Source organism: Ensifer sp. Root954 (genome assembly GCF_001429005.1).
GTDB lineage: Bacteria > Pseudomonadota > Alphaproteobacteria > Rhizobiales > Rhizobiaceae > Ensifer > Ensifer adhaerens.
Genome location: NZ_LMJM01000023.1, coordinates 468,626 through 488,614, shown reverse-complemented (window position 1 = coordinate 488,614; position 19,989 = coordinate 468,626). Strand labels below are relative to the sequence as shown.

At 61.4% G+C, this 19,989-nt stretch carries 21 protein-coding genes and 1 tRNA gene; 12 read left to right on the top strand and 10 right to left on the bottom strand.

Features of this window, described 5'->3' with window-relative positions:
* From ASE71_RS36945 to ASE71_RS16410, 3 genes are all read right to left on the bottom strand, one after another.
* Nucleotides 1–150 (bottom strand): porin (locus tag ASE71_RS36945; RefSeq protein ID WP_201272890.1); only part of this gene is annotated, 150 nt, incomplete at its 3' end.
* 662 nt (nucleotides 151–812) lie between these two features.
* A tRNA-Ser gene (locus ASE71_RS16415) sits at nucleotides 813–902 on the bottom strand.
* Nucleotides 903–1,089: 187 nt separating this feature from the next.
* Nucleotides 1,090–3,309: a caspase family protein gene (locus ASE71_RS16410; RefSeq protein WP_060522094.1), complete on the bottom strand. Its 2,220-nt coding sequence runs from the start codon at nucleotides 3,307–3,309 to the stop codon at nucleotides 1,090–1,092.
* A gap of 293 nt (nucleotides 3,310–3,602) precedes the next feature.
* Here ASE71_RS16410 and ASE71_RS16405 point away from each other — a divergent pair, with 293 nt between their 5' ends.
* The 3 genes from ASE71_RS16405 (at nucleotide 3,603) to ASE71_RS16395 (ending at nucleotide 5,774) form a co-directional block, all read left to right on the top strand.
* Nucleotides 3,603–3,959: a hypothetical protein gene (locus tag ASE71_RS16405; protein WP_060522093.1), complete on the top strand. Its 357-nt coding sequence runs from the start codon at nucleotides 3,603–3,605 to the stop codon at nucleotides 3,957–3,959.
* A 201-nt stretch (nucleotides 3,960–4,160) separates the two neighbouring features.
* A complete protein-coding gene (locus tag ASE71_RS16400; RefSeq protein ID WP_034804171.1) occupies nucleotides 4,161–4,538 on the top strand; it encodes a PilZ domain-containing protein in 378 nt (125 codons plus the stop codon).
* Between the two features lie 120 nt (nucleotides 4,539–4,658).
* Entirely contained in the window at nucleotides 4,659–5,774 is a 1,116-nt protein-coding gene (locus ASE71_RS16395) for a pyridoxal phosphate-dependent aminotransferase (protein ID WP_060522092.1), read from the top strand.
* A 51-nt stretch (nucleotides 5,775–5,825) separates the two neighbouring features.
* Here ASE71_RS16395 and ASE71_RS16390 read toward each other — a convergent pair whose 3' ends face one another.
* Nucleotides 5,826–6,092 carry a sel1 repeat family protein gene (locus tag ASE71_RS16390; RefSeq protein WP_034804178.1) on the bottom strand — a complete coding sequence of 89 codons (267 nt, stop codon included), beginning with the start codon at nucleotides 6,090–6,092 and terminating at the stop codon, nucleotides 5,826–5,828.
* Between the two features lie 594 nt (nucleotides 6,093–6,686).
* Between ASE71_RS16390 and ASE71_RS16385 the strand changes: the two genes are divergently transcribed.
* The 5 genes from ASE71_RS16385 (at nucleotide 6,687) to ASE71_RS16375 (ending at nucleotide 9,817) form a co-directional block, all read left to right on the top strand.
* Nucleotides 6,687–7,028 (top strand): DUF2147 domain-containing protein, encoded by a 342-nt coding sequence (locus ASE71_RS16385; RefSeq protein WP_034804181.1) that lies wholly within the window; start codon nucleotides 6,687–6,689, stop codon nucleotides 7,026–7,028.
* A gap of 314 nt (nucleotides 7,029–7,342) precedes the next feature.
* Nucleotides 7,343–7,516, top strand: coding sequence for a hypothetical protein (locus tag ASE71_RS36460; protein WP_034804185.1), 174 nt, complete (start codon nucleotides 7,343–7,345; stop codon nucleotides 7,514–7,516).
* A 72-nt stretch (nucleotides 7,517–7,588) separates the two neighbouring features.
* A complete protein-coding gene (locus ASE71_RS35790) occupies nucleotides 7,589–7,765 on the top strand; it encodes a hypothetical protein (RefSeq protein WP_162251053.1) in 177 nt (58 codons plus the stop codon).
* A 145-nt stretch (nucleotides 7,766–7,910) separates the two neighbouring features.
* Complete coding sequence (locus ASE71_RS16380) at nucleotides 7,911–8,231, top strand: YnfA family protein (RefSeq protein ID WP_034804329.1); 321 nt, start codon at nucleotides 7,911–7,913, stop codon at nucleotides 8,229–8,231.
* 83 nt (nucleotides 8,232–8,314) lie between these two features.
* Nucleotides 8,315–9,817 (top strand): AMP nucleosidase, encoded by a 1,503-nt coding sequence (locus ASE71_RS16375; RefSeq protein WP_034804189.1) that lies wholly within the window; start codon nucleotides 8,315–8,317, stop codon nucleotides 9,815–9,817.
* A gap of 42 nt (nucleotides 9,818–9,859) precedes the next feature.
* On the opposite strand, the gene ASE71_RS16370 is transcribed toward ASE71_RS16375, so the two are convergent.
* The gene (locus tag ASE71_RS16370; protein WP_034804192.1) at nucleotides 9,860–10,813 is read right to left on the bottom strand and encodes a lysylphosphatidylglycerol synthase domain-containing protein; all 954 of its coding nucleotides are present in this window, start codon (nucleotides 10,811–10,813) and stop codon (nucleotides 9,860–9,862) included.
* 130 nt (nucleotides 10,814–10,943) lie between these two features.
* Between ASE71_RS16370 and ASE71_RS16365 the strand changes: the two genes are divergently transcribed.
* Entirely contained in the window at nucleotides 10,944–11,921 is a 978-nt protein-coding gene (locus tag ASE71_RS16365) for a glycosyltransferase family 2 protein (RefSeq protein ID WP_034804195.1), read from the top strand.
* Entirely contained in the window at nucleotides 11,914–13,443 is a 1,530-nt protein-coding gene (locus ASE71_RS16360) for an ArnT family glycosyltransferase (protein WP_060522091.1), read from the top strand. Before ASE71_RS16365 ends, ASE71_RS16360 begins: the two co-directional genes overlap by 8 nt.
* Here ASE71_RS16360 and ASE71_RS16355 read toward each other — a convergent pair.
* Entirely contained in the window at nucleotides 13,380–14,303 is a 924-nt protein-coding gene (locus ASE71_RS16355; RefSeq protein WP_060522090.1) for a diacylglycerol/lipid kinase family protein, read from the bottom strand. The two genes, ASE71_RS16360 and ASE71_RS16355, sit on opposite strands and share 64 nt — an antisense overlap.
* Before the next feature lie 167 nt (nucleotides 14,304–14,470).
* Nucleotides 14,471–14,944 carry an Lrp/AsnC family transcriptional regulator gene (locus ASE71_RS16350; RefSeq protein ID WP_060522089.1) on the bottom strand — a complete coding sequence of 158 codons (474 nt, stop codon included), beginning with the start codon at nucleotides 14,942–14,944 and terminating at the stop codon, nucleotides 14,471–14,473.
* 152 nt (nucleotides 14,945–15,096) lie between these two features.
* On the opposite strand from ASE71_RS16350, the gene ASE71_RS16345 reads away from it, so the two are divergent.
* Nucleotides 15,097–16,005 carry a DMT family transporter gene (locus ASE71_RS16345; protein WP_060522088.1) on the top strand — a complete coding sequence of 303 codons (909 nt, stop codon included), beginning with the start codon at nucleotides 15,097–15,099 and terminating at the stop codon, nucleotides 16,003–16,005.
* 73 nt (nucleotides 16,006–16,078) lie between these two features.
* Here ASE71_RS16345 and ASE71_RS16340 read toward each other — a convergent pair whose 3' ends face one another.
* From ASE71_RS16340 to ASE71_RS16330, 3 genes are all read right to left on the bottom strand, one after another.
* Nucleotides 16,079–16,966 carry an ABC transporter permease gene (locus tag ASE71_RS16340; protein ID WP_060522087.1) on the bottom strand — a complete coding sequence of 296 codons (888 nt, stop codon included), beginning with the start codon at nucleotides 16,964–16,966 and terminating at the stop codon, nucleotides 16,079–16,081.
* Nucleotides 16,967–17,078: 112 nt separating this feature from the next.
* Nucleotides 17,079–18,077 (bottom strand): ABC transporter substrate-binding protein, encoded by a 999-nt coding sequence (locus tag ASE71_RS16335; protein WP_060522086.1) that lies wholly within the window; start codon nucleotides 18,075–18,077, stop codon nucleotides 17,079–17,081.
* Between the two features lie 231 nt (nucleotides 18,078–18,308).
* Nucleotides 18,309–18,881, bottom strand: coding sequence for a CGNR zinc finger domain-containing protein (locus ASE71_RS16330; protein ID WP_060522085.1), 573 nt, complete (start codon nucleotides 18,879–18,881; stop codon nucleotides 18,309–18,311).
* Between the two features lie 91 nt (nucleotides 18,882–18,972).
* Between ASE71_RS16330 and ASE71_RS16325 the strand changes: the two genes are divergently transcribed.
* Nucleotides 18,973–19,878, top strand: a complete 906-nt coding sequence (locus ASE71_RS16325) for an alpha/beta fold hydrolase (protein WP_060522084.1) — start codon at nucleotides 18,973–18,975, stop codon at nucleotides 19,876–19,878.
* The last annotated feature ends 111 nt before the right edge of the window (nucleotides 19,879–19,989 follow it).

Here is a 19,989-nt window from a genome sequence, read left to right as displayed (position 1 = left end):
GATGTAGAAGTAGCCAGTGCCGAAAGCGTCGCAAACGCGAACGTATTCCATGGGCTCCGGCTCTGCTGCGACGATAGCGTCGGCTGCCTGAGCGCCGGAAACTGCTGCGAGAGCTGCAGCGGAGCCGAGAAGAAGGCTCTTGATGTTCATTTCTGACCTCCAGTCAAAAGTTTCAAACGGGTCTGGGTATTTTGCTGAAGGACAGCTTTCCCTGCCCCATCCCCAACGTTCAAGAAGTCGGACGATCAACCGCCCTTGCTTCCGGAGTTGAAAATACAAGACCGGATCACCGGCGCAACGTCCAACTAGCGAGTTCACGCCCTTTGCATCGCCCTTCGCCGAGGCCTGTTGCTGAAACGACACAAAATCGCCGCAGACCCCCGCAGAAAATTAACAAAGCATTAAGAAAACCCTTTAGCGACGGGGGGTTAGCATAAGGAAGGTGGGGGGCGCCTGTTTCAGAAAGAGGCAGAAACCCGCCCAAAACAGGGAAAAGCTGGACGCGAACGCCGTTTCAGATGTCCAGTGAATGCCTAAAACAGCATTCGCTCCAAGAAGGCGCTTGGTGGAGAAAGGATGGCGGCCTGAGGAATCAGCAGAATCAACGCAGAGATTCGGCAAACGCCCCGGCCAGGTGATTCTGGACGCTGCAAAGATCAGCACCGCACAGCACCAAGAATGCACGGGCGCCCTGGCGACGACTTCCGCCACGGCCAACGAACCACAACAAATGAAATTCAGTCGCGAGATAGCCGAGACCAGATGCTCGCTCGAAGGGCGGGGCGCAAAGGACATGGGGCTATTTGGGATAATGGCGGAGAAGAAGGGATTCGAACCCTCGATACCGTTTCCGGTATACTCCCTTAGCAGGGGAGCGCCTTCGACCACTCGGCCACCTCTCCGTTAGCGCCTGACTAGTGTCACTCAGCGGCCAATGCAAGATTTTTTTGTCGGTTTCCGGGAAATCCTCGCATTTTCATGTGGGCCGCGATCGGCGACCCCGTCGTGCCGCGTCGTGTTCGCCCTCATCTCCGCAGGCAAGATCAGCGTACGCAGCGATGTGATTCCACATCGGCGCACGCCTGCTGCTTACGATTTGCGCGCGAGGCGCTCGATCGCCTGTTGGGTCGCCGCGCCGAACTCGCCGTCGACCGGACCACCATAATACCCGCGGTCCTTCAGCAGGTTCTGCATTTCCTTGCGGAATGCGGGCGTGAAATTGTTGGGCTGGCTCTTCAGTTCATCGAGTTTCGCCGGATCGCCGCCCTCGACGCTGGCTGCAGCCCAGCGAACCGCCTCCTTCGCGTCCGCCTTGGTGCCGAGGCCGTAATCATAGAGGCGACTGAGGTTGCCCATCGCATAGGCGCTGCCGGCGTTGGCCGCCATCTCATACCAGGTGCGCGCCTGCACATAGTCCTGCGCGACACCATTGCCGATATCGTAGAACCAGCCGAGCAGTGCCATAGAATAGGAATCACCCACGTTGGCCGCCTTCTCGTACCAGACCTTGGCTTCCGGGTAGCTCTGCTCAGTCCCCAGCCCGTTCTGATAGGCCCAACCGAGCGACGACATGGCGTTGGCGTCGCCGCTTTCGGCTGCCTTCTTATACCAGGCGAGCGATTGTTGAAGGTCTTTCGGCAGGCCAAGACCTTCGCGATAGAACCAGCCCATCGTCGCCATGGCATTGGCATAGCCCTGATTGGCCGCCAGTTCATACCACCGGGCGGCTTCCGCATAGTCCTGCGCGATGCCGTCATAGCCCTCGCGATAGAGCCAGCCGAGCGAGGCCTGCCCGTAGGCGTTGCCGGCGCGGGCCGCCTGGTCGAACATGCGCTTGCCCTCGTCGACGTCCACCGGCCCATCGGTCCCATAAACCGAGAACCAGGCGAGATTGGTCAACGCATACATGTTGCCGCCGTCGGCCGCCTTTCGGTAGTTGCGCCGCGCCTCGACATAGTTCCGCCCGGCGTCCTGCGCGCGCCCCAACATATTGACGAGCATCATATCGTCAGGGTTTTCGTTGACGGCCTGGGCACAGGCGGTGAGCGCCCTTTCGGCGTCGAGCTTCAGGAAATTGACCCCGAGGAAACCGGGCATCGACTGCGGCTCGCCGGCAAGCAGATAGCAATCGCGCGAAGCCTGGGTGTCCTTGCCGGTCGGCGAGACGTTGAGGCCCTTCTGCGGCTCGAGGGCTGCAATCTGCTGCTCGGCCTCCGCCTTGTGCTTGCTGTCAGGGTAGCGCTCGATGAAGCGCGTCAGCGCCGCCGCATCGGTCGACTGCTTCAAGGCGTCCCAGGCAATCTCGTCCGGCGTCACGCTCGATGTCTGCTCGGCTTCGCTCAAGAGCTTCAACTTCTTTTCGGCGAGCATCTTATAGACCGGGTCCGAACCATGCTTGGCCAGGAAGGCGGTCAACAGGTCCTTGTCCGCGAGATCGCGGATGTTCTGCCAGTCGGCCGCCGCCTCGGATTGGCTGTTGGGCGACAGCTGTCCGCCATTGTTGGTGACGGTGATGTTCACCTCTTTGATGTTGAGAAAGATCTGGGCGCCGCCGAGCGAGCCGTAGACGAAAGGCTCCTGGCCGCGATTGGTCACCGACACCACCTCGTCGCGAACCTTTCCAAGCGCGATGCGGACATCGACGCCCGGTTCCGTCAGATACTTGGCGAGTGCCGTGGCGAAGGGGCTGTTCTTGCCCTCCCCGTCGAGCGCGACCGTGCCGGCCTTCGAGGCGAAGGCGACGAGCAGATCGGCCGATTCGGGCTCGACGCGCGCCAGTCCGCGCGAAACGGCCCTGGTCGAGATCGAACGCGTCATGCTCTGCTCGAAAGGATTGTTGCGACAGGCGTCGAGAATCACCAGCTTGAGCTTGGTCGCGCCTTCGAGCGAACGCTGAACTCGATCGAGGCCGATCGCCTCGTCCTCGATATCCTTGTCAGTCTTCAGTTGCGCGTCGACGGGAAGCAGGAAGTTCTCGCCATTCATCTCCATGCCATGGCCTGAGTAATAGACGATCGCAACTTCGGCACCGGTCGCGAGATCCTCGAAGTCGCGCAGGGCCTTGACCATGTCCTGGCGACCGACGTCGTGCACCGTCGTCACCGAGTCGAACCCGGCATCCTCAAACGAAGCCTTCATCAGTTCGACGTCGTTGGCGGGGTTGTTGAGCGGCGACGTCGCTTCATATTTCTCATTGCCGATCAGCAGCGCGACGCGTTTTGCCGCCCATGCCCCTGATGGCATCGACACAAGCAGCGCCACACAGACGATCGAAAGCGGCAGCCACCGCCGCGCAAGCCCCAAGGCCATGTTATTCCCTCCAGCATCGATCACCGTCTTCCGCCTTGCCCAGCGTGAACGACAGACGATGCCTCGCCCGATTACCCTCGGAGGCGGCCATCGGCGCCCCGGTCATGTCTAATGAAAGTATTACGTATGAGGTTGGGGCTTTCAATGTGCGCGCATGCCAAATTTAGCGACGACGCCTGCCGATGGCACAAGGTCGAAGCAAGGCGGCGTGCTTAGCTCAATCACGGGGGGCGCGGCGAGTCCGCCAAGAACACCACAGATCCGCCGAGGGCTGCGCTGATACGGAGCTTGCCATGTCGATGAAAATGCATGTCGCCGAGGGAAAGCCAGGCCAGCTCGCCACGACCCACCAGCATTATTTCATCGAGCGGCCGTGCAGGATCCTCGTCATTGGCCAGCACCTGAAAGCGAAGACAAAGTATCGGTGCCTGCTGCGCCATATCTCTATTGCCGGCGCGATGCTCGACTTCAATGCGACGATCCCGCTGCCGAAGCACTTCTTCCTCGAGATCGAGAGCTTCAAGGAAGAAATCGGTTGCTCCGAGGTTTACCGTGAGAGCGCGGAACTCGGGGTGCGTTTCAACATGCTGCTTTCGGCAGATTTCCTGAGACGCCTCATCCGCATGCAGTTTTCCAGCGGCGGACTTTGATCTCCTCAAATCAAGCGAGCCCCGACATTAGATTTTTAGTGATCGATTTCAGGGGATTGCAAGTTTCTTCTGCAAGACTGATTCTAGCATCGGTGGAAATCGTCCACCGATATGATGTGGGACAAATGAATTGTCCGGGGTCCACGAATGCGGTCAAAGGTTGATCGTGCCGTGCGACCCGGCACTGGCGGAGAAAGACGCATGCAGAACCAGACCATGTATTCCTGCGTCCCCTCGCCATTTTACGAGCGGCGCTACGAGCGTTTCAACATCGGCCATGCGGGCACGCTGACCGCCGTGCAGCCGGGGCTCGGAAGCGTCTCGGTCCGGTCCTGCCGGATGATCGACATATCGCGCGGCGGCGCGAGCTTTGCCGTCGACACCAATATCGGTCTGCCGCAACATTATTATCTGCACATCGTCGGCACTTCGCTTCGGATCGGCTGTGCAGAGGTCTATCGCAACGGCGAGCGCATCGGCGTCCAGTTCATCAAGCCGATCGAGCAGACCTTGCTGCGCGAAATCATCCGGCAGGAGTTCTTCACCGGGCAGGTCAAGAACGCAAAGCCGCGGCGATAGGCCAGCCACAAAACGAAAGGCGGCAGATTCCCGCAGCTTTTCTTTCGGGAACGATTCCGAATTGCCAAAGCATGCGATAAGTTCCCCCGTACGTCATCCGAACGGGGCCTTATCTTCAGCATGTCCGCATTCTCTCGCTTCACGCCGCTCATCCAATCCCTACCATCCACCATCCCCTTTGTCGGGCCGGAGGCGATCGAACGCCAGCGCGGGCGCGCGATCGCGGCGCGCATCGGCGCCAATGAAAGCGGCTTCGGTCCGGCGGAGAGCGTGCTTTCAGCGATGAGAGAGGCAGCCAGCGGAACCTGGAAATATGCTGACCCGGAAAATCACGATCTGAAACAGGCGCTTGCAGCCCATCTCGGAACCAGCCCGGCCAATCTCGCGATCGGCGAAGGCATCGACGGCTTGCTCGGCCAGATCGTCCGCATGGTGATCGAGCCGGGCATGCCGGTCGTCACCTCGCTCGGGGCTTACCCCACCTTCAACTACCACGTCGTCGGCCATGGCGGCCGGCTCGTCACAGTGCCCTATGCGGGGGACCGGGAAGACCTCGACGGGTTACTGGCAGCCGTGAAGCAGGAAAATGCGCCGCTCGTCTATTTCGCCAATCCCGACAATCCGATGGGAAGCTGGTGGTCGGCCGAACGCATTGTCGAGTTCGCGAGGGGCCTGCCCGAAACGACGCTGTTCATTCTGGATGAAGCCTACTGTGAAACCGCACCGGCCGATGCGCTACCGCCGATCGACGCCCTGATCGACATGCCGAACGTGGTGCGTACGCGCACGTTCTCGAAGGCGTACGGGCTTGCGGGTTCGCGTGTCGGCTATGTGGTCACCACGCCGGGCACGGCCCAGGCTTTCGACAAGATCCGCAATCATTTCGGTATGAATCGGATCGGCGTCGCCGCGGCAATCGCAGCGCTTGCGGACGAGGTGTATCTGAAGGAAGTGACGGCCAAGATTGCGGCGTCGCGGCAGCGCATTGCTGCTATCGCCACGCAAAATGGCCTTGCCCCTCTCGTCTCAGCCACCAACTTCGTGGCCGTCGATTGTGGCCGCGACGCGGTCTATGCCCGCGCGATCGTCGATACCTTGATGAGCGACCACGGCATCTTCATAAGAATGCCGGGGGTGGCGCCGCTCAATCGCTGCATCCGGATCAGCACCGGACCGGAGACGGAGATGGCCCTGCTCGAAGCGGCTATGCCCGCGGTCCTGAAGAAACTCGCCTGACCCCTTTTCTCAAGGCCCAGCTTGCGGCGCCGTCGGGCGCCGCCCGTCCGATCAGTGAACCGTCATCCATTCGCGAGCTGCGCGCAGCGCCGCTGCGAGGTCCGGCTTGCTCATCGTCATCGCCAGGTCGGCGCGCAGATCGACGGCGCGGTCGCAACCCTTGATCGCCGCGATGTTCAGCCACTTGTGGGCGGCGACGAGATCGACCGGGCGACCGTGGCCGGTCGCATAGGCCAGACCCATGTCGCAAAAAACTTCCGCCTGGTTGTCACCACCCATCGCGGCATCCGAAGCAATTTGCATATCAAAGCGTGCCATTGTCGTGTCCCTGTCTTGCCTGGTTGGTTTTTCCGAAGCGGCCCGCCCGTTTGGGGCGGACCATGCTCCAGATCAGCACTTGTTTTGGTCCCTGTTCGACCTTGCCTCTTTGCGGGCCTTTCCGAAGCGCGCCGTCTTTTTGCGGTGTCGTCCTCGGTGGTTTTTCGGAGCGTTTCGTTCCGCTCGTCTTATGGCTTCACTATGCCTGACGGGCTTCAATGGGCGCTTAAAATGCATGCTTAATTTGCGACAAACAAAGTTCAAACGCTTGGTAAACTTGAGTTTTTGTTAAACATCGGAAGGCCTGAAATCCCACGCATTCGCCTCAAAATTTACGAAAAATTCAATCGACGATTTCAACCAAACGCTAACCACGAAAAGATCGGCGCCAGCAAAGTCCGCGCAATTCCTTGCGCAAGAAGCGCTCAAAACCGCCCAGGAAAAAGCGCCAAAGGCCGCGATTCGGCTGGTTTACCTTTACGTGCGCGTAAGCTATCTTGCCCGCGGCGGTGAGGAGACTGCCTTTTCATACGAGGACATCTTGAGCTGCCGGCGGAGCGGACCACGCCGGCAGCCTCAATCTGGAGGACACGAATGCTACGTACATTGCTCATCACCGCGACGCTGGCTCTCGGCATTGCCGGAACCGCCGCGGCGGCGGAACCGATCTTAGGCAACTGGAAGACGGCGAGCGGCGCCACGGCGGAAATCGCCCCCTGCGGCGGCGCCTTTTGCATCACGCTGAAGACCGGCAAGCATGCCGGCAAGCGCATCGGCAACCTTTCGGGCACCGATGGCAGCTACTCGGGCGAGATTACCGATCCGGACACCGACAAGACCTATAGCGGCTCGGGCGCTGTCAACGGCAATTCGCTGAAGATGAAGGGCTGCGTGCTGAAGGTGCTGTGCAAGTCGCAGACATGGACCCGTCTCTAACAGAGTCGGCGCGGCAGAAATCGCCGCTACGATTACGACGATGAAAGGGCAGCCGATGGTTGCCCTTTTTTATGCGCGCGAAGGATCTGCCGAGCGGCCTTTCGCCGGCGTCCTCAACCGGCCTTTTGAAATGGCCCGAGCATACGCCTTCCGTTTTGACGGACAGTGCCACCGGGGTCGGCCGGCTCTCGGCTCCGTGGGCGTACAACCGAAGATGAACGCCAGATGAACGGACATCTCAGCATCAATTCAGTTTGGGTATGCGAAAACACACTCAATCGATTTGAACCTGCCTCCAAACAACGGACAGAACCATGGATATCCTCGCTCGGCGCCTCACCATCATCAGCCTTCTGATGGTCGTTTTCGCTGTCACTCTTGCAGCTGCAGTCAGCGCTGACACCGAACGTCGCCGCAGCAACACCTATCTCGGTTCGCTGACCGATTGCACCGCCCACACGGCACAGTACTGCCAGGCCAAGCTTTAACGCAGCCAGGCAGGCTAAGTTCCAGAGCCTCAACTGAAGCCGATCACTTCGTGGTCTGATGGAGAGACGAACATGCTGGCAGCACTTTCGACTTCGGCCTTTCTGTCGCTGCGCGTCCTGGCGCTCGCCAGCCTGCTGATGGCGCCGGTCGGGGCGCTCGCCTACTCCAAGGCCAGCGGCACGGGCATCGGCAAGCAGGGCGCGGGCCTTGTCCTCTTCGTCACCCTGCAGCGCCAGGCCATGACCTGACGGATCGTTGCGGATCGGAACTACGAGCTGAAAGGGGCGCACATTGCGCCCTTTTGTTTTAACCGGCTTGCGCATCGGCGAGCCGCTTTCCTATCCTTGGTTTTCCAGAGGATTCGTCTCAGCCAAGGCCACCAGACCCGAACCGATGCCCGCCTATCTCATCTATGCCCTCGCCGCCCTTGCAGAAATTGCCGGCTGCTTTGCCTTCTGGGCCTGGCTGAAGCTCGACAAGTCTGCGCTCTGGCTTGTTCCCGGAATCGTCTCGCTGGCGCTCTTTGCCTGGCTGCTGACCTTGATCGACAGCCCCGCGGCCGGCCGCGCCTATGCGGCCTATGGCGGCGTGTATATCGCCGCATCGCTCATCTGGCTCTGGCTGGCGGAAGGCGTCAGACCGGACCGCTGGGATCTTGCCGGCATGACGGTTGCGCTGATCGGCAGTGCGATCATCCTCGCCGGCCCGCGTTGAGCAACGGGCCCCAAATCGCCCCGCGGTTGTGCGTGCCGCCATCTTGTCGTTTGCTTGTCAGAAGCCGCAGCCTATAATGCGACATGAACAAGCGAATCTCTTCACACTCCGTCCTTTCCACAGCAACGCCCGAGCCTTTCGAGCCGCAGTATTTCGATGATCCTGCGGCCGCAGTCGATTGCCTCGAGGCGCTTTACGAGCGCAATACCCGGTTCCTCTGCGAGGCGTTCGAGGGGCTGGGCAAGGGCGGCAAGCCGTTGACCCGTTATCGCGCCTGCTACCCGCAGGTCAGCATCGAGACGAGCAGCTTCGGCCATGTCGATTCCCGTCTTTCCTATGGTTATGTCAGCGCGCCCGGCGTCTATACGACGACGATCACGCGGCCAAAACTCTTCCGGCACTATCTGAAGGAACAGCTCGGGTTGTTGACGCGCAACCACGGTCTCGGCATCACGGTCTCGGAATCGGCCACCCCGATCCCCTTGCATTTCGCCTTCGGCGAAAGCGCCTATGTCGAGGCATCGGCCGCCAATGCCATCGACATCCCCTTGCGCGACCTGTTCGACGCGCCTGATCTGACGACCACGGACGATGAGATCGCCAACGGTTCCTACGAGCCAGGTCCGGGCGAACCGTCGCCGCTCGCGCCGTTCACGGCGCAGCGCATCGACTATTCGCTGGCGCGCCTCAGCCACTACACGGCGACGAGCGCCAATCATTTCCAGAACTTCGTGCTCTTCACCAACTACCAGTTCTATATAGACGAATTCTGCGCTTGGGCCCGCCAGCAGATGGCGGAAGGCGGCAACGGCTACACGGCCTTCGTCGAGCCCGGAAACATCATTACGCCCGCCGGGGCCGACAAGCCGGAGACGGACTTTACCCTTCCGCGGTTGCCGCAGATGCCGGCCTATCACCTGAAGAAGAAGGGCCACGGCGGCATCACCATGGTCAACATCGGTGTCGGCCCGTCCAACGCCAAGACGATCACCGACCATATCGCCGTGTTGCGCCCGCACGTCTGGCTGATGCTCGGCCACTGCGCCGGCTTGCGCAACAGCCAGCGGCTCGGCGACTACGTGCTTGCCCATGCCTATATGCGCGAGGATCACGTGCTCGACGACGACCTGCCGGTCTGGATCCCGCTGCCGGCGCTCGCCGAAGTGCAGGTGGCGCTGCAGGATGCCGTAGCCGAAGTGACCGGTTATCGGGACTACGATCTCAAGCAGATCATGCGCACCGGGACCGTCGCCACCATCGACAACCGCAACTGGGAGCTTCGCGACCAGCGCGGCCCGGTCAAGCGCCTGTCGCAGGCGCGCGCCATCGCGCTCGACATGGAATCGGCAACGATCGCCGCCAACGGCTTCCGCTTCCGCGTGCCCTATGGAACGCTGTTGTGCGTCTCCGACAAGCCGCTGCATGGCGAACTGAAGCTGCCGGGCATGGCAACGGCCTTCTACAAGACGCAGGTCAGCCAGCATCTGAAGATCGGCATCCTGGCGCTGCAGAAGCTCGCGGCGATGCCGCCGGAAAAGCTGCATTCGCGCAAGCTCAGAAGCTTCTACGAGACCTCGTTCCAGTAGAGGTCAAAACGTCGCTAGGACATTGCCCCGCGGCACGGCGCTCTAGCGACGTTTCCCCAAAACCATCGACAACAGCGTGCCCGCGACTGCGGACACGATGATCAGGAGATGCGCGTTGACGCCGGCCGTCGCCAGCAGTTCGAGGCCCGCCCGGCCGGCGGGGGCGCCGAAGGAAACGGCACCGGCCGCAATCGCTGCCGGATAGGTGCCGACGCCAGCCGGCGCATGCATCGGCAGCACCGAAGAAAGCTCGCCTCCGAGCGCGCCGCCAAAACAGGCCGCAAGCGGCGCAACTCCCATGAACGCCAGCACCCAGGCGAGCACGATTACCTTGACGGCCCAGTTGAGGATGGTCATGCCCCAGGCGCGCAGGAACGCAGCCACGGTGCCCGGCAGGCCCGCCTCCAATTCCTCGACGACCGGCTCGAACTTTGCCGGCAGGAGCCTGCGCGCCAGCGCGATTGCGTGGTCCTTCAAGAGAAAGAAGAGAAGCGGCGAGGCAAGCGCCGCAAACCAGACGAGCCAGAGCCCGATCGACCCTCTGCCGAAGACCAATCCGACGACGGCCACGACGAGGAGCGCATGCAGGTCGAGCAGGCGCATGACCAGAAGAGCGGCCGTCCCCCTGGCGAGCGGGACAGAAAACTCCGAACGCATCAGGAGAGGAAAGCTGGTCTCGCCGGCCCGAAACGGCAGCATGATGTTCAGGAGATTGTGGACCTGGGTGACCCGAAAGAGCGGCAGGAAACGCCCCGACGTTTCGCTCGGGAAGTAATCGTAGATGCGATAGCAGCGAATGAAGTAGGTCGCGATGAGCAGCAAGAGGGCCGCAGATGCGGCACCAACGCCGATTTCGGACCACTGGCGCAAGAGCGCCGACCAGCCCCAGAACCACTCAACGAAGGCCGCGTAGGCCGCAATGGCGCCCGCCGACAGCAATGTCATCCGGTTGCGGACGAGCCAGGATCGCCGGTCAGGCTCGCAATCCGATGTCATCAGGCCTCGATTTCCCGTGTTGAAGGGCAAGATTGAACGTTGGTTATCACCGATAACTGTGCAAGAAAACGATTATGTAAGCAGTCCAATTCTTGCGGCAGCGTGAGCGCCGTATGTATGAGCGGTTCCCATGCATCCCATAGAGCTATCCGTCGTCATTCCCGTATTCAACGAAGAAGACAGCATTCAGCCGCTGATTACGCGGGTCCGCGATGCGCTGGCGAATTTTCCGTCCCCTTGGGAACTGATCCTCGTCGACGACGGCAGCACCGATCGAACGCTTGTGAATGCAAGAAAGGCCCTTTCCGATCCCGGCATCGACCTCAAGATCGTTGAACTGCAAAAGAACTTCGGACAGACGGCCGCGATGCAGGCGGGCATCGATGCCGCCACCGGCCGCCTGATCGCCACGCTCGACGGCGACCTGCAGAACGACCCGGCCGATATTCCCGAGATGGTCACAGCGATCGAGGAGCGTCAGCTCGACCTGCTCGTCGGCTGGCGAAAGAACCGGCAGGATGGCCTGCTCCTTCGAAAAATCCCGTCCTGGTGCGCCAATCGCCTGATCGGCAAGATCACCGGCGTCCGGCTTCATGACTATGGCTGCAGCCTGAAGGTCTATCGCGCGTCCGTCATCAAGCAGGTGAAGCTGATGGGCGAAATGCATCGCTTCATCCCCGCCTGGGTCGCAGGCGTCGTGCCGAGCAGCCGCATCGGCGAAATGCCGGTCACCCACCACGCACGGCAGCATGGCCAATCCAAGTACGGGATCTCCAGAACCTTCCGGGTGATTCTCGATCTTTTGTCGGTGCTGTTCTTCATGCGTTACAAGGCGCGCCCGGGACACTTCTTCGGTTCGATCGGCCTTGCGACGGGGGCGCTCAGCGCCCTGATCCTCCTCTATCTCGGCTTCGACAAGTTCGTGCTCGGCAACGATATCGGAACCCGCCCGATGCTGATCGTCGGCGTGATGTTGTTCCTGTCGTCGGTTCAGCTCATCACCACGGGCATTCTCGCGGAAATGATGGCGCGCACCTATTTCAGCGACGACGGCACGACGAACTATATCGTCCGGCAGGTCTTCGTGCGGGACCAGACAGATGCTTGAGGCCGTCAACCGCCGGCCAAACCTGATCCTTGCGCTGATTGCGGGCTACTTCCTGCTTTGCATCGCACTGAGGCTTTCCGCTTCGACTTCGCTGGAGATCGACGAATCCGAGCAGGCCTATGTCTCGCAGTTCCTGATGCTCGGCTACGGCTCGCAACCGCCTTTCTACAATTGGCTGCAATACGGGCTGACCTCGCTGTTCGGCCCGTCAGTGGCGACGATGACCGTACTCAAGAACGGCCTATTGTTCCTCTGTTGTCTCTTCTTCGGCCTTGCATCCCGCGAGGTTCTCGGCGACCGGCGCCTTGCAGCCATCACGACAATGGGCGTCCTCGCTCTGCCGCCGATCTTCCTGCTTGCCCAGCGCGACCTCTCGCACACGGTCGCCGCGCTATTTGCCGTTTCGCTCTTCCTGTACGCATTCCTGCGGACGATGAGCCGACCGACCTTCTTTGCCTACGCTCTTACAGGCGTCGCCGTCGGGATCGGCGTCATCTCAAAGTACAACTTCGTGATCGTTCCGGTCGCGGCGATCGTCGCGATCCTGCCCGAACCGAAACTTCGCGCCCGGCTCTTCGACTGGCGCATCCTTGTCGCAATCGCAGTCTGCGCGCTGATTGCCCTGCCGCACGGCACCTGGGTCCTGCAAAATATCGGCGCCGCGTCGAGCAATACCTTCAAGGAAATGGGAACGGGGCAGGAAGCCGGTTTCGTGTCGAAGGCGTTGAAGGCGATCGTCGCGCTCTTTGCCTCGACGCTTCGCGGCTCAGCGATCATCCTCGTCGTCTTCGCCCTCGTGTTTCGCAAGGACCTGCCGGCGATCTGGCGCGCCGACAGCCTCTGGGCTCGGGTCGTCGGGCGCATGCTGGTCCTCTGTCTCGGCGCCGTTCTCGTCATCATGCTGGTCACCGGCGCCACCCATATGCGGGAAAAGTGGCTGGTTCTCTTCCTCGTCCTGCTGCCGCTCTATCTGGCCCTCAAGGTCGAGGCGTCCGGCGTTGACACCACACGTAGCGTCCGGCCCGTCGCCCTCTTTATCGGCTTCGTCATCGTGACCACGCTGGTGGTGGTGTCTACCCGCGCAGTCGTGCGGCCTTGGTTCGGCAAGGTTTCGAGACTGAGCATCCCCTACAGCAGCCTCGTCGACACCATCGTAGAGCAGCAGGGACGCGAACCGGCGATGGTTCTGGCCACCAACAAGCAGGTGGCCGGCAATCTGCGAACGCGCCTGCACGGCGCCAAGGTCTACGTGCCCGCCAACAACAGCAGCCCGGCGATCGGTCAGCTGGCCGGGCCGCTTCTCGTTGTCTGGACCAACGACGGCAAGGCTGGTGCAGCGCCACCGGCGCCACTCGTCGATGTCCTCAAATCCTTTGGCGTGCCGGAAACGCGCTTGCAGCCGCAGCAACTCGCCCTGCCCTATCTCCACGGCACGCTCGAGGATCGCTACAGTTTCGGCTACTTCTGGATCGACGATCCGTCGCGATCCGCGCCGACGAGCAGCTTGAGCTCGCCAGGGTGAATGCGCAGCGCGACGTCGCGGCCCATGGGCAGAAGTTCGCCGTCGATGACGCAGTTGATCTTTCGTTCGACCTTCGGAAAATGCAGATCGAGGGCATGACCGCTCATGGCGGTAATCAGCGGACTGTCGCGAAACTTGCCGCGCATTACATCGAGCGCGAGCTTGGCGACACCTGGCGGGCTCAGCGGCGGCGCCGTGTAAAAGCCGAGATGGCCGGCGGTCACGTCGTCCGCATACATCAGCGTGTCGCGGCCGAACGGATTGTTGGAAACCGAGACCGCCGAGACATGACGGCTCTCCTTGTGACCATCGACATCGAACTCGATCTCGAAATCCGGAGGATTGAGAATCACTCCGACTGCGGCGCGGGTGCTGGCGGCGATCTTTCCCGCTCTTGAGCGAAAGCTGTAGGATTCGCGGTAGCGCACCATGCGCGCATGCAGCCCCATGGAGAATTGATGCACGAACGCACGGCCATCGGCGCTGCCGATGTCACCGTCGATGATCACGCCATTCGCCAGCACTTCCGGCACTTTCCAGATGTCGAGCGGCAGCTTCAGCGTGCGGGCAAAAAGATTCATCGTTCCGGCGGGAACGACGCCGAGCGGCATGCGGTTCTTCCAGGCGACGCCGGCGGCGGCCGAAATCGTGCCGTCACCTCCGCCGGCAAGAATGGCGTCAAGGTCGTCGCGACGGCAGGTCCGCTCCAACGCCTCTTGCATCTCGTTTCCGGAAACCGCTGCAATCTCGATCTGGTGGCCTGCGGCCTGGAAGACGTCTTCGACCTTCTGGCCATAGGCGGCCATGTCTGTCGTGCGGAACGTGCCGCCGTCGCGATTGAAGATTGCCTTGATTTTCATGAACGGGTCATCGGCTCCATTGCCGCGGCAATGCGGCTCACCGCGATCAGATAAGCGCGATTGCGGCCAATTCCAGAACCTTACCGAAACTTAACGGGAGCGCCGGTCGTTCGTCCGCTCCATCACGACCAGCACAACAGAAGCCGAGTGTCACAGCAATACAGCGATCAGCGCGGTTCGGGCAACTTCAGCGGCCCGCCTGTCTTGATCGAGCGGATCGCGAAATTGGACCGGATGTCGGTGACGCCGGGCAAGGCCAACAGCGTCTCGGTCAAGAGTTTCTCATAGGCAGGCAGATCCTCGACGACGACCTCGGCGAGGAAATCGGCATTGCCGGAGATCAGGAAGCAGGAGACCACCTCGGGGATGGCGAGCAGCGCCTCCTGCTGCTGCTGTGCGTTCTCGCGGCTATGGCGCCCAACCTTGATTTCGACGAAGACCGTCAGCCCGAGACCGGCTTCCTTACGATCGATGTCGGCCCTGTAGCCGCGCAGGATGCCGGATTTTTCCAGGTTGCGGATGCGCCGCAGGCAGGGCGACGGCGAAAGATTGACCTTTTCGGCAATCTCGACGTTCGTTGCGCGCGCGTCCTCCTGAAGGATTCTAAGGATGGCGAGATCGAATTTATCGAGGCTTGGCATTTTTATGAACTTCAGCTGTTGTTATTGGCACATTGTTGCTGACGATAGTCTATTTCGGGCACAAATCGCAAGGACATGCCCCGCTATCAGGGCGTAATCTTCCTTCCAGACCCAAAAGCCTCTCAGGTATCCAATTCGGGAAGGAAATTCAAATGGTTGCGCTCGCTCTCGATCGCGGCAATACGACGCCTGTCGCCGCCGGCTATGCCGGCGCATTCGTAACCGTCCTCATCTGGGCGGGCTGGATACTGGCGACCCGCCACTCGGCCGGCACCGCGCTTGGCACGATCGACCTCGGGCTGATCCGCTACGGCGTGCCGGCGATCCTTCTTGCCCCGGTCTGGCTGAAGACCGGGCTTCTGCCGCGCAAGCTGCCGCTGCTGTTGCTCGTCCTGATGGTCGCCGGTTCGGGCGCCCTGTTCTTCCAGGTCTCCGCCTTTGCGATCCACTCCGTTCCAGCTTCCTCGGTCGGCGTTCTCCTCGGTGGCTCGATGCCGCTTGCCACCGCGCTCATCGGCATCACGGTCTTCGGCGAGCGGCCGGACCGGATGCGCGTGCTCGGCTTTGCCGCAATCCTTGCCGGCGTCGCCATCCTCCTGACGCGAAGCCTCGGAAGTGCGGCCTCGACCGGCTTGAGCGGCTATGCGCTGCTGCCGACTGCGGCGACCCTCTGGGCGATCTATACCCATGCCTTCCGCCGCTCCGGCCTCAGCCCGCTGCAGGGAAGCGCCCTGATCGCCATCTGGTCGTTCCTGATCCATCTCGGACTTGCCGCCTGCTTTGGAACCACCCTTGGCAGCGTTCCGGCCCAGGAGATCGCCTTGCAGGTCACCAGCCAGGGCCTCCTGTCCGGCCTTGTCGCCATGGTAGCCTACGGCTTTGCCGTGAAGAGCCTTGGCGGTACCCAGGCGGCCGCCTTCACGGCGCTGACACCGGTTCTCGCGATGATCGGCGGCGCCGTCCTGCTCGGCGAGCAGATCGGCCCCTTCGAGATCCTCGCCGCGGTCGTCACCGCTACCGGCGTCGCGCTTTCGACCGGCATTCTTTCGTCCAGGCCCTGAACGCAAAGCTCGTTAAAATGCGAAGGCCCCGGAGGTGTTCGCTCCGGGGCCTTTTTCTGTCTCGACGACAAGCTCAGCCGTGAATGATTTCACGGTGTTTCTGCAGCCGGTGACCGTAGGCCTGGCTGACGCGATCGAAGATGATGGCAATGCCGACGATCGCAAGGCCGTTGAAGATGCCGAGCGTGAAGTACTGGTTGGCAATCGCCTTCAGCACCGGCTGGCCGAGCCCCTGAACACCGATCATCGAGGCGATGACCACCATGGCGAGCGCCATCATGATCGTCTGGTTGATGCCGGCCATGATCGTCGGCAAGGCGAGCGGCATCTGGACGTTCTTGAGCTTCTGCCACGCCGACGAACCGAAGGCATCGGCCGCCTCCAGCACGTCCTTGTCGACGAGGCGAATGCCAAGGTTCGTCAGGCGAATCATCGGCGGGATCGCGTAGATGACAACGGCGATCAGCCCCGGCACTTTGCCGATCCCAAGCAGCATCACGACCGGGATCAGATAGACGAAGCTCGGCATGGTCTGCATCACGTCGAGAATCGGATTGACGATGTTCTGAAACCGGTCCGAACGGGACATGACGATGCCGATCGGAATGCCGATGGCGATCGACAGCACGGTACAGACGAAGATCATCGAGACCGTCTTCATCGTGTCGTCCCACATGTCGAAGTAGCCGATCAGCAGCAGCGTGCCGATGCAGCCGGCGACGATCTTCCAGTTGCGGCTTGCCACCCAGGCGATGAAAGCGATCAAGATCAGGATGATTGGCCAGGGCGTCTTCGTCATGAAGCGCTCCGACTGGATGAGAAAGAACTGCAAGGGCTCGAAGAAGCCTTCGATCGCGTCGCCGTAGGCGCGCGTGAAGCCGCGAAATCCCTCGTCGATCGCCTTTTTCAAGGCTCTCAGGCTCTCGTCATCCATGTGTGGAAACTGGGTCAACCAGTCCATTCCATTTCCCCTTCAGATTTCGCCGGCCGCGATTGTTGTTTTGCCTTTGCCGGACCTCGAACGAAGAGGCGGCGCACATGACTGCGCCGCCCGCTGGTTATGACCATCGCGATCAGAGCGCGGCCTTCACCTTTTCGGCGACCTCGGGCGAAACCCACGGGGTCCAGATATCGGGGTTTTCCTGCAGGAAGTGCTTGGCGCCCTCCTCCCCGCTCGCCTGATTGTCGGTCATCCAGGCCATCAGCTTGTTGACCGTGTCGTTGGTCCAGGCGCGCTTGTTGAGATAGTCCATGGCCGGGCCGGCGCGATCGGCGAAGGCCTTGGTCACCAGCGTCTGGACCTTGTCCTTCGGCCAGTCGTTCTTCTTGGGATCCGGGCAATCGGCAACCGTGTTGCAGCGCTTCCATTCGGCCGGATCGGCGGCCACACCATGCTCGAGCTTCACCATCTCGTACTTGCCGAGAAGGGCCGTCGGCGCCCAGTAGTAGCCGACCCAGCCCTGCTTGCGCTCATATGCCTTGGCGATCGAGCCATCGAGGCCGGCGGCCGAACCGGTATCGACCAGCGTGAAGCCAGCCGTTTCGCCGCCATAGGCTTTATAGAGCTGCGTCGTCACGACCGTGCCGCCCCAGCCCTGCGGGCCGTTGAAGACGGCGCCCTTGCTTGCGTCTTCCGGATCCGGGAACAGTTCCTTGTGCTTCAAGGCGTCATCGATCGTCTTGATGTCGGGATTGGCATCGACGATGTATTTCGGCACCCACCAGCCCTGGACGGCGCCATCGGAGAGCGCCACGGCGGCGCCGACGAGCTTGCCCTCCTCGAGGCCGCGATTGACGACGTCCGGAAGCAGGTCGACCCAGCCTTCGGGTGCGACATCCGGCTGTCCCTTTTCGATCATCGAGGTGATCGTCGGCACGGTGTCTCCGACCACCAATTCGGCATTGCAGCCGTAGCCTTCCGTCAGGATGATCTTGTCGACACTCGCCAGCACCTCGGCGCTCTGCCAGTTCATGTTGGCGATCGTCACGTCGCCGCATTCGTCGGCCGAAGCTGCGCCGGCGAGGCCAAAGAGGCCTGCGGCCAGGCAAGTCGTTGCAAGAAGCTTCTTCATTTCCGTTCCCTTGTTTTGGCGGTGCATCCCGTCGCACTGCCGATCTCACCGCGGGGATCGACAGCGTCACAGGGCTCGGTCCAACTCAAGACAACAGGGACCGAACGGCCTGCAGATCCGTCGGCTTCAAGCCGATGACATCATGAAAGCTAACGGGCTTTTCCGGCAAGGACTTTCCCATTTGCGTCAACGGGTGCCTTTCCTAATATTTGCGCATCGTTGAAGTAGTCGTCAGGACGTTTTGCTGCGCTGGTAATAGCGCGACACGCGCACCCGGTTTCCGCAGCGCGCCGCCGAGCACCAACGCCGCCGGGCATTGCTGCCGACGAAGAGCATCACACAATCCTCCGCCTCGCATTTGCGGATCAGCCTGGCGTCGCCGCCGGCAAGCAACGCCGCAGCGTCCTCGGCGAGGAAACCGGCTAGCTGGACCATGGGCTCCGCCGTTCTTTCGCTGACGAGCCGCGGCGGATCGGTCCAATCGAGACGGCGGACGACCGGTGCTGCCTCCATTGCCGCGTTAAGGCCCTCGATATCCGCGGCCGGAACAGGTTGCCTGTCCATCACATGTGCGATGGCCGACGCCACATGCGAGCGGACGGCAAGGACTGGCGCGAGATCGTCGGCGTCGGCCGCACCGATGCTGGCAAACGCGACATCCGACATGCGAGGCCCCTCCAACGCCAGCCAATGCGCGAGCCCGCCATCGGCCGCGAAGAGATCGACACGGCCGCTCGCGGTCAAAGGGCGAGTGTTGACGAGATCGAGAGCAAGGGGCTCTCCGACGAAAGGAACCAGATCCATGCAGGCCTCACATAATGCATAATTTCGATATTGACGCATTAGGCTTTCTGGCGCAATTCTAATGCATAAATATTACCAATAGGAGTGTTAAATGAGCAGGCATAGCATTCCATCGATCCGCCACCGGTTCATCGAGGCCGGAGGCGTCCGCGTCTTCTACCGCGAGAGCGTGCCGACCGGAGCGCCGGCCGATTTCCCGACAATCCTGCTTCTGCACGGCTTCCCCTCGTCTTCCCACCAGTACCGGCGGCTAATGGACGCGCTTGGCAGCGACTCCCGTCTGATCGCGCCTGACTATCCGGGCTTCGGGCATAGCGACGCGCCGACCTCGACGAACGAAGGCGGCAGTTTCGTCTACAGTTTCGACAAGCTGGCGGATGTCATGGAAGCGTTCGTGGATGCGCTCGCGCTGAAACGCTTCGTCCTCTACGCCTTCGATTTCGGCGCGCCCGTCGGGTTTCGTCTTGCAAGCAGAAAGCCCGAGCGCATTGCCGGGCTGATCGTCCAGAACGGCAATGCCTATCTGGAGGGGCTTTCCGACATTGCCCGCGACTTCATTGCGCTCAAATCCGAGGACGAAGGCGCTGAAGAGCAGGTGCGGCAGTTGCTGACCTTGGAGATGACCCGTGCGCAATATGTCGGCGGGACGAAGGATCCGGACCTGGTCGCACCTGACGGCTGGACCATGGATCAGCACTTCCTCGATCGCCCGGATCGCCGCCAGCCGCAGATCGATCTTGCCTTCGACTACAAGAGCAACCTTGCCCGCTACGGCGAATGGCAAGAGTGGCTGCGCCGCGAACGGCCGCCGACCCTGATCACCTGGGGCCGTAACGATCCCTTCTTCACAGAGAAGGGCGCCCGCGCCTTCCTCACCGACCTTCCTGAGGCCGAGTTCCACCTGTTCGATACCGGCCACTTCGCGCTGGAAGAAAACCTGCCGGAGATCGCACCGCTGATTGCCGATTTCGTTGATCGCATCTGGGCGAAGGCATGAAACGCCAAAGGCGCCGTGGCCAATGGCCGCCGGCGCCCTTGTAATCCTCTACGGGTCGAGATTCTGAGACCCGACTTCGAACATTACATGTTCGGATAGACCGGGCCTTCG